The organism is Pseudomonas sp. AL03 (assembly GCF_029960815.1).
Taxonomy (GTDB): domain Bacteria; phylum Pseudomonadota; class Gammaproteobacteria; order Pseudomonadales; family Pseudomonadaceae; genus Aquipseudomonas.
The window spans coordinates 98,390-111,782 of sequence record NZ_JASBRE010000001.1 but is presented as its reverse complement, the minus strand read 5'-3'; the positions used below and the strand labels follow the sequence as shown (position 1 = coordinate 111,782).

11 protein-coding genes and 1 other RNA gene are annotated in these 13,393 nt (G+C 55.5%); 9 read left to right on the top strand and 3 right to left on the bottom strand.

Going from position 1 to position 13,393, the window contains the following annotated elements:
* Positions 1 to 29: 29 nt before the first annotated feature.
* Positions 30 to 797: a GntR family transcriptional regulator gene (locus QK293_RS00470; RefSeq protein WP_282374935.1), complete on the bottom strand. Its 768-nt coding sequence runs from the start codon at positions 795 to 797 to the stop codon at positions 30 to 32.
* Positions 798 to 1,059: 262 nt separating this feature from the next.
* On the opposite strand from QK293_RS00470, the gene QK293_RS00465 reads away from it, so the two are divergent.
* The 8 genes from QK293_RS00465 to QK293_RS00430 all read left to right on the top strand — a co-directional run bounded on the left by QK293_RS00465 (position 1,060) and on the right by QK293_RS00430 (position 11,006).
* Positions 1,060 to 2,754 (top strand): lactate permease LctP family transporter, encoded by a 1,695-nt coding sequence (locus QK293_RS00465; protein WP_282374933.1) that lies wholly within the window; start codon positions 1,060 to 1,062, stop codon positions 2,752 to 2,754.
* Between the two features lie 146 nt (positions 2,755 to 2,900).
* On the top strand, positions 2,901 to 3,725 hold the full coding sequence (locus tag QK293_RS00460; RefSeq protein WP_282374931.1) for a (Fe-S)-binding protein: 825 nt from the start codon (positions 2,901 to 2,903) through the stop codon (positions 3,723 to 3,725).
* The gene (locus QK293_RS00455) at positions 3,722 to 5,176 is read left to right on the top strand and encodes a LutB/LldF family L-lactate oxidation iron-sulfur protein (protein ID WP_282374929.1); all 1,455 of its coding nucleotides are present in this window, start codon (positions 3,722 to 3,724) and stop codon (positions 5,174 to 5,176) included. Before QK293_RS00460 ends, QK293_RS00455 begins: the two co-directional genes overlap by 4 nt.
* Positions 5,176 to 5,847 (top strand): lactate utilization protein C, encoded by a 672-nt coding sequence (locus QK293_RS00450; RefSeq protein ID WP_282374926.1) that lies wholly within the window; start codon positions 5,176 to 5,178, stop codon positions 5,845 to 5,847. Before QK293_RS00455 ends, QK293_RS00450 begins: the two co-directional genes overlap by 1 nt.
* The gene (locus tag QK293_RS00445; RefSeq protein ID WP_282374924.1) at positions 5,844 to 8,654 is read left to right on the top strand and encodes an FAD-binding and (Fe-S)-binding domain-containing protein; all 2,811 of its coding nucleotides are present in this window, start codon (positions 5,844 to 5,846) and stop codon (positions 8,652 to 8,654) included. The genes QK293_RS00450 and QK293_RS00445 overlap by 4 nt, the downstream gene beginning before the upstream one ends.
* Before the next feature lie 131 nt (positions 8,655 to 8,785).
* The gene (locus QK293_RS00440) at positions 8,786 to 9,073 is read left to right on the top strand and encodes a hypothetical protein (protein ID WP_282374922.1); all 288 of its coding nucleotides are present in this window, start codon (positions 8,786 to 8,788) and stop codon (positions 9,071 to 9,073) included.
* 98 nt (positions 9,074 to 9,171) lie between these two features.
* Positions 9,172 to 9,565, top strand: a transfer-messenger RNA (tmRNA) gene (gene ssrA / locus QK293_RS00435).
* 184 nt (positions 9,566 to 9,749) lie between these two features.
* Positions 9,750 to 11,006, top strand: coding sequence for an integrase domain-containing protein (locus QK293_RS00430; protein WP_282374920.1), 1,257 nt, complete (start codon positions 9,750 to 9,752; stop codon positions 11,004 to 11,006).
* A 172-nt stretch (positions 11,007 to 11,178) separates the two neighbouring features.
* Here QK293_RS00430 and QK293_RS00425 read toward each other — a convergent pair whose 3' ends face one another.
* Both QK293_RS00425 and QK293_RS00420 read right to left on the bottom strand, forming a co-directional pair.
* On the bottom strand, positions 11,179 to 12,189 hold the full coding sequence (locus QK293_RS00425; protein ID WP_282374918.1) for a Kiwa anti-phage protein KwaB-like domain-containing protein: 1,011 nt from the start codon (positions 12,187 to 12,189) through the stop codon (positions 11,179 to 11,181).
* On the bottom strand, positions 12,182 to 12,817 hold the full coding sequence (locus QK293_RS00420; protein ID WP_282374916.1) for a hypothetical protein: 636 nt from the start codon (positions 12,815 to 12,817) through the stop codon (positions 12,182 to 12,184). The genes QK293_RS00425 and QK293_RS00420 overlap by 8 nt, the downstream gene beginning before the upstream one ends.
* A gap of 230 nt (positions 12,818 to 13,047) precedes the next feature.
* Here QK293_RS00420 and QK293_RS00415 point away from each other — a divergent pair, with 230 nt between their 5' ends.
* The gene (locus QK293_RS00415; RefSeq protein ID WP_038606415.1) at positions 13,048 to 13,377 is read left to right on the top strand and encodes a hypothetical protein; all 330 of its coding nucleotides are present in this window, start codon (positions 13,048 to 13,050) and stop codon (positions 13,375 to 13,377) included.
* The last annotated feature ends 16 nt before the right edge of the window (positions 13,378 to 13,393 follow it).

The following is a 13,393-nucleotide window of genomic DNA, read 5'->3' as shown; positions in this document are numbered from 1 at the left end:
CCGTCTGCGTGGGAACGATTGATTTCCGACTAAATCCCCTTGCGCCGCTCCGCCCGAGCCATGCGCTGCACTTCCTGACGCACTTCTTCCAGCACTTCCTGCACATACAAAATGTGTCGGCTGGAGACTTCTCGCGCCTGCTCTGCCCTTCCTTCGATAATCGCCAGGTACAACTCACGATGCTGAGTGATCAGCATGTCGCGGGTTTCGGTGCGCTGTTTGTACATCCCGCCGATATTGGTCACCACGTTGCGCTTGAGCAGGTCGAACAACCCACGAATGGTGTGCAGCAACACCGCGTTGTGACTGGCTTCAGCAATCGCCAGATGGAATTTCGCATCCGCCGCGCCCTCTTCCGCACGGCTCACTTCATCATGACGCGTATAGCAGTCCTGCAATTCGTTGAAGGCCGCGGTCAGCCGCTCGCGGTCAACGTCCGTTGCGCGCAAGGCTGCGTAATAGGCACAGGAGGCTTCCAGGGTGTGGCGAAATTCCAGCAGATCGCGCTGCGCTTCAGGGTTGCTTTCCAGCAGATGCAGCAGCGGATCGCTGAAGGTTGACCCCAGCGACTCCACCACGTAATTGCCGCCACCCTGGCGACTGACCAGCAAGCCCTTCGCCGCCAGTTTCTGAATCGCTTCGCGCAACGAAGGGCGTGACACGCCAAACTGCTCGGCCAACGCACGCTCGGCCGGCAAGCGCTCACCCGCCTTCAGCGTGCCCTCGAGAATCATCCCCTCGAGTTGCTCGACAATATCGTCAGACAAACGGCGCTGACGAATCTGATCAAACCCCATAATTCAATTCTCCACGATCCCGACGACTCGCCGGGCTCTCTATTCTGGCCTATCAGCGCTATGCCAGCACCTACCAGACGGCATTTGATCGGGTGGATCACCTGCACGCCACAGCGCCTATTCGACAAAAGTTTTAGGACGCCAAATTGACACACCGCCTACAAGGCTTTTACCCTAGCCAACAGCGATTGTAAATTGGTATTACCAATTATCCAAGAACGCTGACCAGTGCCTGACCAACAACAATTAGGGGCCACCCCATATGCAAACCTGGCAACAGCTCTATTCCCCGCTCGGCAGTCTCGGCGTGTCCGCGCTCGCGGCCGTTATCCCCATCGTGTTTTTCTTCCTGGCATTGGCCGTGTTCCGGCTCAAGGGACACGTGGCCGGCAGCATCACGCTGGCCTTGTCCATTGCTGTGGCGATCCTTGCCTTCCAGATGCCGGTCGACATGGCCTTCGCCGCCGCCGGCTATGGCTTCGCTTACGGCCTGTGGCCGATTGCCTGGATCATCGTGGCGGCGGTGTTCCTCTACAAACTGACGGTCAAGAGTGGTCAGTTCGAAGTGATCCGCAGCTCAGTGCTGTCGATCACCGACGACCAGCGCCTGCAAGTGCTGCTGATCGGCTTTTGCTTCGGTGCCTTCCTGGAAGGTGCAGCCGGATTCGGTGCGCCGGTAGCGATTACCGCCGCACTGCTGGTAGGTCTGGGCTTTAACCCGCTGTACGCCGCTGGCCTGTGCCTGATCGCCAACACCGCGCCGGTTGCCTTCGGCGCCCTGGGGATTCCGATCATCGTCGCCGGGCAAGTGACCGGAATCGACGCCTTCAAGATCGGCGCCATGACCGGCCGTCAACTGCCGCTGCTGTCGTTGTTCGTGCCGTTCTGGCTGGTGTTCATGATGGATGGCCTGCGCGGCGTGCGGGAAACCTGGCCGGCAGCACTGGTCGCCGGTCTGAGCTTTGCCGTCACCCAGTACTTCACCTCGAACTTCATCGGCCCGGAACTGCCGGACATCACCTCGGCCTTGGCCAGCCTGATTTCCCTGACGCTGTTCCTGAAGGTATGGCAGCCGAAACGCGCAGCGGGCCAACACATCGTCGGCGCGGTCTCGGCTTCCGTGGTCGGCGCCAGCGCCGGCGGTTTCGGTCAGCCGCGCAGCACCGTGGCTTCGCCCTACAGCCTCGGTGAAATTCTCAAAGCCTGGTCACCGTTCCTGATCCTCACCGTGCTGGTCACTATCTGGACCCTGAAACCCTTCAAGGCAATGTTTGCCGCTGGCGGGTCGATGTACAGCTGGGTGTTCAACTTCGCGATCCCGCACCTGGACCAAATGGTGATCAAGGTCGCACCGATCGTGGCCGCCCCGACCGCCCTTCCGGCGGTGTTCAAACTCGACCCGATTTCCGCGACCGGCACGGCGATCTTCTTCTCCGCGCTGATCTCGATGCTGGTCCTGAAGATCAATGTCAAAATTGGTCTGACCACTTTAAAAGAGACCTTCTACGAGCTGCGCTGGCCGATTCTGTCCATCGGTATGGTGCTCGCCTTCGCCTTCGTCACTAACTATTCGGGCATGTCATCGACCATGGCGCTGGTTCTGGCAGGCACCGGTGCAGCATTCCCGTTCTTCTCGCCGTTCCTTGGTTGGTTGGGCGTGTTTCTGACCGGGTCCGATACCTCGTCCAACGCACTGTTCAGCTCGTTGCAAGCGACTACTGCACACCAGATCGGCGTGAGCGATGTGTTGCTGGTAGCGGCGAACACCAGCGGCGGCGTGACCGGCAAGATGATTTCGCCGCAGTCGATCGCGGTGGCCTGTGCCGCGACCGGTCTGGTGGGCAAGGAATCGGATCTGTTCCGTTTCACCCTCAAGCACAGCCTATTCTTTGCAACGATCGTCGGCCTGATCACCCTGGCTCAGGCCTATTGGTTCACCGGCATGCTGGTGCACTAAGAACTACAAGCAGCACGGAAAAAACCGACGCCGGACCACGACTCCGGCGTCAGCTATTCACCACCCGGTCTGTAAGGCTGCTGAAAGCTTCCCTCTCTATACTCAGCAGCCTCAACGGACGGATAACCGGCCGAGAGACCCGCCTGATGAGCGAGCAATTTTATAACGCTGTGCAGAACGCGACCCGCGTCGCCCCGCCAGTGCCCGAGCCTCGGCAATACCCCAGCAAAAAACCGTCACGGGTCTACCTGTTCGGAACCTGCGTGGTGGATTTGTTCTACCCGGAAGCCGGGATGGATGCGATTCATCTGCTGGAACGCGAAGGCATTCGTGTCGAGTATCCGCAAGGGCAAAGCTGCTGCGGGCAACCGGCCTATACCTCGGGTTACACCGAGCAGGCAAGGACCGTGGCGCGCTCGCAACTGGCGCTGTTTGCCGGGGACTATCCCGTGGTGGTGCCGTCAGGATCGTGTGCCGGCATGTTGCGTGAACACTATGCCGACTTGTTCAAGGATGAGCCGCAAATGCTGAAACAGGTTCAGGCTCTGGCCGCCCGGACCTACGAGTTGGCCGAGTTCCTGTTGTTTGTCTGCAAGGTGCAGTTCAAGGACAGTGGCACACCTGTGAAAGTGGCACTGCATACCTCGTGTTCGGCACGTCGTGAGATGAATACCCACCTGCACGGCCGTGAGTTATTGGCGCAGCTGAGCAACGTGGAGCGAGTCGACCACAGTCATGAAAGTGAATGCTGTGGCTTCGGTGGGACTTTCAGCGTCCGTATGCCGGACATTTCCGGCGCGATGGTGGCTGACAAGACCCGATCGTTGAAGGAATCCGGCGCGCACAAGGTACTGAGTGCCGACTGTGGTTGCCTAATGAACATCAACGGCTCGCTGGAGAAACAGAAGGAAGCGTTGCGCGGCCAGCATCTGGCCAGTTTCCTCTGGCAGCGTACCGGAGGCGCCCAATGAACGCTTCCGCGATTATTCCTACGGTTGCCGTAGAAGAAGATTTTCGCACCCGGGCTCACAAGGCGTTGGGTGACAAGCAACTGCGAAATAACTTTCGCACTGCGATGGATTCACTGATGACAAAACGGGCAGCGTCCTTCAGCGATGCCCACGAAAGAGAACATTTGCGCGCGCTGGGCAATGCTGTCCGCGCCCGTGCGTTATCCAAGTTGCCTGACCTGCTCGAGCAGCTTGAACAGAACCTGACCCGCAACGGTGTGACAGTGCACTGGGCGGAAACGGTGGACGAGGCCAATGGCATCGTCCTCTCGATCATCCGCGCTCACGAGGGGCGGCAAGTGATCAAGGGCAAATCGATGGTCAGCGAAGAGATGGAAATGAACCATGTCCTCGAGGCTCAAGGCATTGAATGCCTGGAGTCGGACATGGGTGAATACATCGTCCAGCTCGACCACGAAAAGCCTTCACACATTATTATGCCGGCGATCCACAAGAATGCCGGTCAGGTCGCGTCCTTGTTCCACGACAAACTTGGCGTGGAGTACACCAAGGACGTTGACCAACTCATTCAAATCGGTCGCAGAGTCTTGCGGCAGAAATTCTTCGAAGCAGACATCGGCGTCTCCGGCGTCAACTTCGCCGTGGCTGAAACCGGCACCTTGCTGCTGGTGGAAAACGAAGGCAACGGACGGATGACCACTACGGTGCCACCGGTGCACATCGCCGTCACCGGCATCGAAAAAGTCGTGGAAAACCTGCGCGACGTGGTGCCGCTCTTGTCGCTGCTGACCCGTTCGGCCCTGGGCATTCCGATCACCACCTACGTCAACATGATCTCCGGACCACGCAAAGAGCATGAGCTCGACGGTCCTCAGGAAGTGCATCTGGTGTTGCTCGACAACGGTCGCAGCCAAGCCTTCGCCGACAGCGAATTACGCCAGACACTGAACTGCATCCGTTGTGGCGCCTGTATGAATCATTGCCCGGTCTACACCCGAATCGGCGGCCACGCCTATGGGGAGGTTTACCCTGGGCCTATCGGAAAAATCGTCACTCCGCACATGGTCGGCCTGGCGAAAGTCCCGGACCACCCGAGCGCCTCGTCGCTGTGTGGCGCCTGCGGTGAAGTCTGCCCGGTAAAAATTCCTATTCCGGCGTTGCTGCGTCGCCTACGGGAAGAGAACGTCAAAGCCCCGGACAGCCCTCATCAAGTCATGCGCGGCCAAGGCAGCAAATATTCGCGCAAGGAACGCTTTATCTGGAACGCCTGGGCCAAGCTCAACAGCTCGCCGACGCTCTATCGCCTGTTCGGCTTCTTCGCCACTCGCCTGCGTGCCCTAGCACCGAGTAACGTTGGTCCTTGGACGCAAAACCACAGCGCACCGAAACCCGCTGCCCGCTCACTGCATGACATGGCCCGCGAGCATCTGGCCAAACAGGGAGAACACTGATGAGCGCCAAGCAAAATATCCTCGCCAAGTTGCGGAACAGTCTGACCGGCACCACACCGGTGCCTGACGAGTTCGACGTCGAGCTGGTGACAGCGCCGTACACCTACACCGCTGAGCAACGCATCCCACAACTGCGCAAACTGATGGAAGCGGTGCACACCGAAATACATCTGACGTCTGTCGATGGTTGGCCAGAGTTGCTGGCTCAGTTACTGCGGGATCGTACGATACCGAGCCTGTTGATCGCACCGACTACACCTCACGGTCAACGTATCACTCAGCATTGGGCGAAAAATCCTGACCTGCCCACGCTCAAAGCCTACGACCGTCCGGTTGAAGAATGGAAAGCCGAGCTGTTCAACGACACCCCGGCGAGCCTGACCACCACCCTCGGTGCAATCGCCGCGACAGGTAGTCTGATTCTCTGGCCGACGCGGGAAGAGCCGCGCCTGATGAGTCTGGTGCCGCCGGTGCATTTCGCCCTGCTCAAGGCCAGTGAAATCCGCGATAACTTCTATCAGGTGCAGCAGGAATTCGAGTGGGCCCAAGGCCTGCCGACCAACGCCCTGCTGGTGTCCGGCCCGTCGAAAACTGCCGACATCGAGCAGGTCCTGGCCTATGGCGCTCACGGTCCGAAAGACCTGGTGGTTTTGATTCTGGAGGACCAATGAGTCTACCGGCGGCTTTTCTGAGAGATGCACATCAACTGATTCCCCAAGAGCGCCGTTTCGATGATCCGCTGTCGACCTTGGCCTTCGGCACCGACGCCAGTTTCTACCGGCTGATTCCGAAACTGGTGATTCGTGTCGAGTCCGAAGATGAAGTCGTGGCGCTGCTCAAACTCGCGCAACGGGATCAGGTCCCGGTGACCTTCCGCGCCGCCGGCACCAGCCTGTCCGGCCAGGCCATCAGCGATTCGGTGCTGATCGTTCTTGGGGATAACTGGAACGGTCGCGAGGTTCGCGGTCAAGGCACGCAAATCCGCTTGCAACCGGGCGTGATCGGCGCGCAGGCTAACACCTGGCTGGCACCGTTCGGACGTAAGATCGGCCCGGACCCGGCCTCAATCAACGCCTGCAAGATCGGCGGCATCGTCGCCAACAATGCCAGCGGCATGTGCTGCGGCACGGCGCAAAACACTTATCACACGTTGGCTGGCATTCGTCTGGTGTTGGCCGATGGCAGCCGTCTCGACACCGAGGATGCAGCGAGTGTTGCAGCGTTTCGTGAGAGCCACGCTTCGCTGCTTGAACATCTGGCGAGCCTGGGTCGCGAGACCCGCGCCAATGCCGAATTGGCAGCAAAAATTCGCCACAAATACCGTCTGAAAAATACCACCGGCCTGTCACTCAATGCCCTGGTGGATTTCGACGAGCCTGTGGATATCTTGAGCCACTTGCTGGTGGGCTCCGAAGGCACCCTCGGGTTCATCAGCGCGGTGACTTACGACACCGTGATCGACCACCCGAACAAGGCGTCGGCGTTGATCGTGTTCCCGGACGTGGAAACCTGCTGCAACGCCGTTACCGTGCTGAAAAGCCAACCGGTGTCGGCCGTGGAACTGCTGGACCGCCGCAGCCTGCGCTCGGTGCAGTACAAACCCGGCATGCCGGCTTTCGTACAGCAACTGTCGAACAATGCCTGCGCCTTGCTAATCGAATCCCGCGCCGCATCCTCCACATTGCTACAGGAACAACTGGCGCACATCATGGCGTCGCTGACCTCATTCCCGGTGGAAAAACAGGTCGACTTCACCGAAGACCCGGTGGAAAACGCCCGCCTCTGGGCGATCCGCAAGGACACCTTCCCCGCCGTCGGCGCCGTGCGTAAAACCGGCACCACGGTGATCATCGAAGACGTGACCTTTCCAGTGGAACAACTGGCCATCGGCGTGAATCGGCTGATCGAGTTGTTCGACAAACATCACTACGACGAAGCGATCCTTTTCGGACACGCCCTGGAAGGCAATCTGCACTTCGTCTTCACCCAAGGCTTCAACAACCCGGAAGAAGTCGCACGCTATCAGGCGTTCATGGAGGACGTCGCGCAGTTGGTGGCGGTGGAGTTCGGTGGTTCGCTGAAGGCTGAACACGGCACCGGTCGCAACATGGCGCCCTTTGTCGAACTGGAATGGGGCAGCGATGCCTACCGGTTGATGTGGCAACTCAAGCGCCTGCTCGACCCGAACGGCATTCTCAACCCGGACGTGGTGCTCAGCGAGGATCCGCAGATCCATCTCAAACACCTGAAACCGTTGCCGGCCGCCGACGAGATTGTGGATAAGTGCATCGAGTGCGGGTTCTGCGAACCGGTTTGCCCGTCGAAAGGCCTGACCCTGAGCCCGCGCCAGCGCATCGTGATCTGGCGTGATATTCAGGCGAAGAAACGTGCAGGTGTGGACACCACCGAGCTCGAAGCCACTTACGAATACCAAGGTATCGAAACCTGCGCCGCCACCGGCCTCTGTGCGCAGCGTTGCCCTGTAGGAATCAACACCGGCGAGCTGGTGAAAAAGCTCCGCGGCCGGAAGGCAACTCATACGAAAACCGCCCATTGGCTGGAAGGTAATTTCGCCACTGCGCTGCAAGGCGCACGTTTCACCCTGCACGTGGCCAACGGCGCGCGGATGCTATTGGGGGCGCCACGATTGGCAAAGCTTTCGGCAACGTTGACGCGTTTATCCAAAGGTCAGGTCCCGCAATGGACCAACGCCATGCCGCAACCGGAAAAAGCCATTCGCTTCAGCCCGACCGCATCGGACGAACGCCCTCGCGTGGTGTACCTGGCCGCCTGCGTGTCGCGGGCAATGGGCCCGGCGGCGGGTGATAAAGAGCAAATGTCGCTGTACGACAAAACCCGTGGGCTACTGGAAAAGGCCGGTTACCAAGTGGTCTTCCCGGAGAATCTGGACAACCTCTGCTGTGGTCAGCCATTCGCCTCCAAGGGTTATGCCGAACAGGCCGAACACAAACGCCAGGAACTGATCGGCGCGTTGCTGCACGCCAGTCGCGGCGGGCTCGACCCGATCTACTGCGACACCAGCCCGTGTACGTTACGGCTGGTTCAAGACCTGGGTGAAGTGCGACTGGACTTGTACGACCCGGTGCGTTTCATCCGGACGCATTTGATGGATCGACTGGATTTCTCGCCGCAGGAAGCGTCAATCGCGGTGCACGTCACCTGTAGCACCCAGCATTTGGGCGAGAGCCAGGCGTTGATAGATCTGGCGCGCAAGTGCAGTAAAAACGTGGTGATCCCAGAAGGTATTCACTGCTGCGGATTTGCCGGCGACAAAGGTTTCACCACGCCGGAGCTGAATGCCCATTCGCTGCGCACGCTCAAGGATGCGGTGCAGCAGTGCAGCGAAGGGATTTCTACCAGTCGTACCTGTGAGATTGGTCTTACGCAGCACGGCGGAATCGACTACCACGGTCTGGTCTATCTGGTGGATCGGGTGACTCAGGCGAGGGGGACCTGAAGAAAAAAATAGAACCCTGACGTGCCGCCGTAGTCCACTGATCAAGCCCCACAACTGTGGGGACTTCCCAAAACTCGGCAGCCCGTCCTGATGGCCAGCGATGTCTGGACCCTCAGTTCAAGGAGATTCACATGAAACGCTCTGTACTGTTAGGTCTGTTCGTTACTGCCTCGCTGATGGCGTCCACCTCGTTTGCGGCCGGCGGCTCAGAAGATCTCTGTGAAACCAACCTGCAGACCATCGCCAATGCCAAGTCACAAATTCAGGCACCGGAAATCAGTGCCCGTGTCGAAGCCAGCGTCCAGCAAGCCAAGGCCCACCAGGCGATGAACACCAAGGAAGGCACCGAGAAGTGCATATCGGAAACCACCCAAACCATCCAGGAAATCCAGAACGCGAGCAAAGGCGGTAAAACCTGATAGCCGCTCAAGGCCAACCTTCGGGTTGGCCTTCTGAGCCACGTTGGCGTACACTGCGCAGGCTTGTTGCTCACTTTGATTCACAGAGCAATGGGCTCGGGGCCGTTTAGGATTCGACGCCGGTTGCGAAACTTTAGGTGCATGCCGAGTTGGTAACAGAACTCGTAAATCCACTGTTGCAACTTTCTATAGTTGCCAATGACGAAACCTACGGGGAATACGCTCTCGCTGCGTAAGCAGCCTTAGCCCTTCCCTCCTGGTACCTTCGGGTCCAGCAATCATCAGGGGATGTCTGTAAACCCAAAGTGATTGTCATATAGAACAGAATCGCCGTGCAGTACGTTGTGGACGAAGCGGCTAAAACTTACACAACTCGCCCAAAGCACCCTGCCCGTCGGGTCGCTGAGGGTTAACTTAATAGACACGGCTACGCATGTAGTACCGACAGCGGAGTACTGGCGGACGGGGGTTCAAATCCCCCCGGCTCCACCACCTCAACATCTAAAGACGTCCACGGACGTCTTTTTTTGTGCCTGAAATCCAGTAAATACAGGGGTTTAGAGTCCAAGAGCGTCCACCAGCATCCGCAACCATCTACGATTTCGTGTATTCCAAGTGGTATTCCAAGCCCTCACCTGCTATTTTTTGGAATACATAAACAGCACTGGAATACACCATGGGGGCACAAGCCACGCGCCTTTCGGACGTAAAAGTCAAAGCCGCGAAGCCAAAGGAAAAGGATTACATACTCACCGACGGCAACGGTCTTCAGATGCGAGTGAGAATCAATGGCTCAAAGCTATGGAATTTCAACTACATCCAACCCGTGACGAAAAAGCGGATAAATATGGGATTGGGCACCTTTCCTGAGGTAAGCCTGGCTCAAGCACGCAAGAGAACCGTGGAAGCGAGAGAGCTCGTCGCCCAGGGGCTGGACCCTAAAGAGAAACGCGACGCCGAGCGGCACGCGAAAAAAGCAGCCACGGAACATACTTTCGAAAATATCTCAGCAGCGTGGTTCGAGCTCAAAAAGGATTCAGTTACCCCTGCATACGCTGAGGATATTTGGCGCTCCCTCACGCTGCATGTGTTCCCTGATCTGGCCACCACCCCAATCTCTGCTATCACTGCCCCTAAAGTCATAAATTTGCTGCGCCCCCTAGAGACGAAGGGCAGTCTCGAAACCGTTAAACGTCTAACCCAACGCCTCAATGAGATCATGACCTATGGTGTCAATTCGGGATTGATTCACGCGAATCCGCTCAGTGGAATTCGCTCCGTCTTCAAAAAGCCCAAAAAGAAAAACATGGCGGCCCTTGCGCCCGATGAGCTGAAAGAGCTCATGGTGGCAATTGCCAATGCCAGCATAAAAAGAACTACACGCTGCCTAATTGAGTGGCAACTTCACACCATGACTCGGCCAGCCGAGGCTGCCACTTCTCGCTGGGCTGATATCGACTTCGAAAAGAAGATCTGGACTATACCGGCGGAGCGTATGAAGAAACGTCGGATACACATCATTCCGCTCACGGAGCAGGCTCTGTCGCTCTTGGAAGCGATTAAACCCTACAGTGGACACCGGGAGCACGTCTTCCCTGCAGACCGGAACCCTCGCACCCACCGCAACAGCCAGACAGCCAACATGGCGCTGAAGCGCATGGGTTTCGAAGGGCGCTTAGTAAGTCATGGCATGCGCTCAATGGCGAGTACCATTCTCAATGAGCATGGCTGGGATCCTGAATTAATCGAGGTCGCACTAGCCCACGTCGATAAAGATGAGGTACGGAGCGCCTACAACCGAGCTGACTACATTGAGCGCAGACGTCCAATGATGGCTTGGTGGAGCGAGCATATCCAAGAAGCAGCTACCGGCAATCTTTCGATGTCAGCCATCCAGGACAACCGGGACAGGAAGGTCGTCTCGATTCGTTGACTGATAAGCTCTACCGAAGTAGTGCTCACCCTCAGACATGCTATATCCGTGAACGAACCACTCCACTAGCTATCTGGAGTGGTTCGAAAACAGCCTAATAGATAGCTCTCAAAGCCACAGAGACCATCAACACAGATATCATAACAAAAATTCAATAAGAAAGAGCTTACAATCAACTCCTTTTAACCAATACACTTCCAGAATTTGATCCATACGTCTTACCTGTAACCATACCTTGTTTGTAATAGTCATTGAGCAGCTTCAAAAAATCCTGTACATCATCCCTGTTTTCGATAAGAACTCTTCCATCTGAAGTAGACTTCAGTTCTCGCCCTTCATACTGAAGAAGCATCTGCTTCATATTCTCAATTTCGGCAGCACCGATTTGGGCATGATTGTTATTTTTAGCGATATTCGCCAGGGTTCGCATCATAGAAGGTTTTGAGGTGACTTCTGCACAGACAATTTCTAAACCTTCGACCACAGAATGATTATTTATTATCTCTAATGTTTCTTTTGACAGCTCAACAAACTCATCTTCTAGCTCGGCAATTTTTTCGAATGCGGCTTTAGAGAAAATCAGAAACGAATTACCTTGCAAGACGCAATCAAATTTATCTTCAAAAGTAATGTGCTCAGTCTTAATTTCCACCAATTTAGGGTCTGTGGAGTCGAAGTGAGCCTTAATTTTCTTCCCAAAGCCTTGCGGTGTGTCTGTAGCAACGCTTGTAGCCGTTAACTTTTTGAAAAACAAGGCTTTCGTCTTTCCACCATCGGTCGTGCTTACAATCTTAACGCAGTAGTACCAAATATTATTTTTTAGTTCATTTAAAGAAACGGCGGATTTTATTTCCGTACCGTTGAGAATCTTTTTCCAAGTATGATCTGACACCTTTAGCTTTTCAGCCTCATCATACTTGAATAGCGCTTTTGGCATGTCATCGGAGATAACAGCATATTTCTGAGCCACTGCTGAAGACTCTATATATTTCTGGACCTGCGCCTTTGCGGACTTGAGAAAAAAGCCGTTGATTTCGTTCGAGGCATCCAACCTACTAAGAGTATAGCTAAATCCTTTTTTCTTATTTTCAGTCTTGGCTTTTCTTTGTATGAAGAACACTTCAAACGAAAGATTTTGTTGCTCTAGTAAACCCTGAACAGTGTTCAACGCTTCGCTACTCATCATTCCTCCCCAAATCTATACCAAAATACAATCTGTGGGCAATTCGCTTCATTTTGAGCAAATCACCTTCTTCCATAAACTTTTCTTTTGTAAGAATTATTATTTTCTTCTTTGCTCCCGCTAGGTTTTCGACCTCTACATGATAGAGGGAATACCAAAAACTCAAAGTTGGGTTTATAAGTATCATTGATGAGTTGACGTAAATTGTATACGTCACGCACATCAAAGTGATTATTGGTATTAGCTGGGCAGGGTCTGCGGGATCTTGAAATACGAAAGGAATGATATAAGTGAATAGATAAGCAATTGATTCTGAGTTCTTATTTTCTACGTCCACCACCTTGGAAATTTCGCCGCTTTCCTCAGCTCGCTCTAATAGATTTTGGAGCAAGATCATCAAGAAAATAACAGCCAAAACCGAGATTATTATAAGCGTGGTAGCCACACCGAATTTCTTCGCGAAATTCATCCAGGCATCGCTATTGAAACCTCCGAAGCTAAGATAGTCGCTGTTTTTATAGAACTGCTGAAAAATAATTATCAAAAATAACGGAATGTAAGACACTAGGAAAAGGGTAAGCTTTCCCAGCCGCGTCAATCCGTGCCTTCTGTCCCTACTGCTCTGCATTAGACGATTCCCTGTGCCTTAACACGAGATCTTAGCTGATAGGTGACTACCCTCCAATCAGAATCCAATCCGGGCGCTCAACCTGATTCGTTGAGTAGTGCCAAAACGTAGCATACGGAAAATCCCTCTAAAATTCCTATAACCAGATCCTAGATGCCGAGTCGGCTTCAATTCGAAAAAAACTCAGCCCTACATAATCGCAATGACATAACCACCAGAGAGGTTCCCCCATGTCATTGCAGTGCCCTCGCTGTCACTCCCCCAAAGTCGCTTCTTTCCATCACGCCATGAAAGTCGGCGCGGCCATCGGTACCGTTGGCGGTGTTGCTCGTGGCGTCAGTGCTGCACTGGCTGGTGGGCAGGCTGGTGCGCTGATTGGCGCTATCGCCGGACCAGTCGGTATCAGTCTCGGCTCGGTTTCGGGGGCCATCCTCGGTGGCCTTGCCGGCGGTGTTGGCGGCTGCGCACTCGGCGCCCAACTGGGTGAGTCGCTCGATCGCCACGTCCTGGCCCACAACCTCTGCCTGCTCTGCGGCCACCGCTTCAATCTGCCCGCTTAATCCATTACCTCACTCT

Excerpts from the sequence above, each read along its gene's own strand:
- QK293_RS00430 (WP_282374920.1), top strand. The coding sequence starts at position 9,750 with ATGGGGGCACAAGCCACGCGCCTTTCGGACGTAAAAGTCAAAGCCGCG.
- QK293_RS00415 (WP_038606415.1), top strand. The coding sequence starts at position 13,048 with ATGTCATTGCAGTGCCCTCGCTGTCACTCCCCCAAAGTCGCTTCTTTC.
- QK293_RS00425 (WP_282374918.1), bottom strand. The coding sequence starts at position 12,189 with ATGAGTAGCGAAGCGTTGAACACTGTTCAGGGTTTACTAGAGCAACAA.
- QK293_RS00465 (WP_282374933.1), top strand. The coding sequence starts at position 1,060 with ATGCAAACCTGGCAACAGCTCTATTCCCCGCTCGGCAGTCTCGGCGTG.
- QK293_RS00470 (WP_282374935.1), bottom strand. The coding sequence starts at position 797 with ATGGGGTTTGATCAGATTCGTCAGCGCCGTTTGTCTGACGATATTGTC.
- QK293_RS00440 (WP_282374922.1), top strand. The coding sequence starts at position 8,786 with ATGAAACGCTCTGTACTGTTAGGTCTGTTCGTTACTGCCTCGCTGATG.
- QK293_RS00445 (WP_282374924.1), top strand. The coding sequence starts at position 5,844 with ATGAGTCTACCGGCGGCTTTTCTGAGAGATGCACATCAACTGATTCCC.
- QK293_RS00450 (WP_282374926.1), top strand. The coding sequence starts at position 5,176 with ATGAGCGCCAAGCAAAATATCCTCGCCAAGTTGCGGAACAGTCTGACC.
- QK293_RS00420 (WP_282374916.1), bottom strand. The coding sequence starts at position 12,817 with ATGCAGAGCAGTAGGGACAGAAGGCACGGATTGACGCGGCTGGGAAAG.
- QK293_RS00460 (WP_282374931.1), top strand. The coding sequence starts at position 2,901 with ATGAGCGAGCAATTTTATAACGCTGTGCAGAACGCGACCCGCGTCGCC.
- QK293_RS00455 (WP_282374929.1), top strand. The coding sequence starts at position 3,722 with ATGAACGCTTCCGCGATTATTCCTACGGTTGCCGTAGAAGAAGATTTT.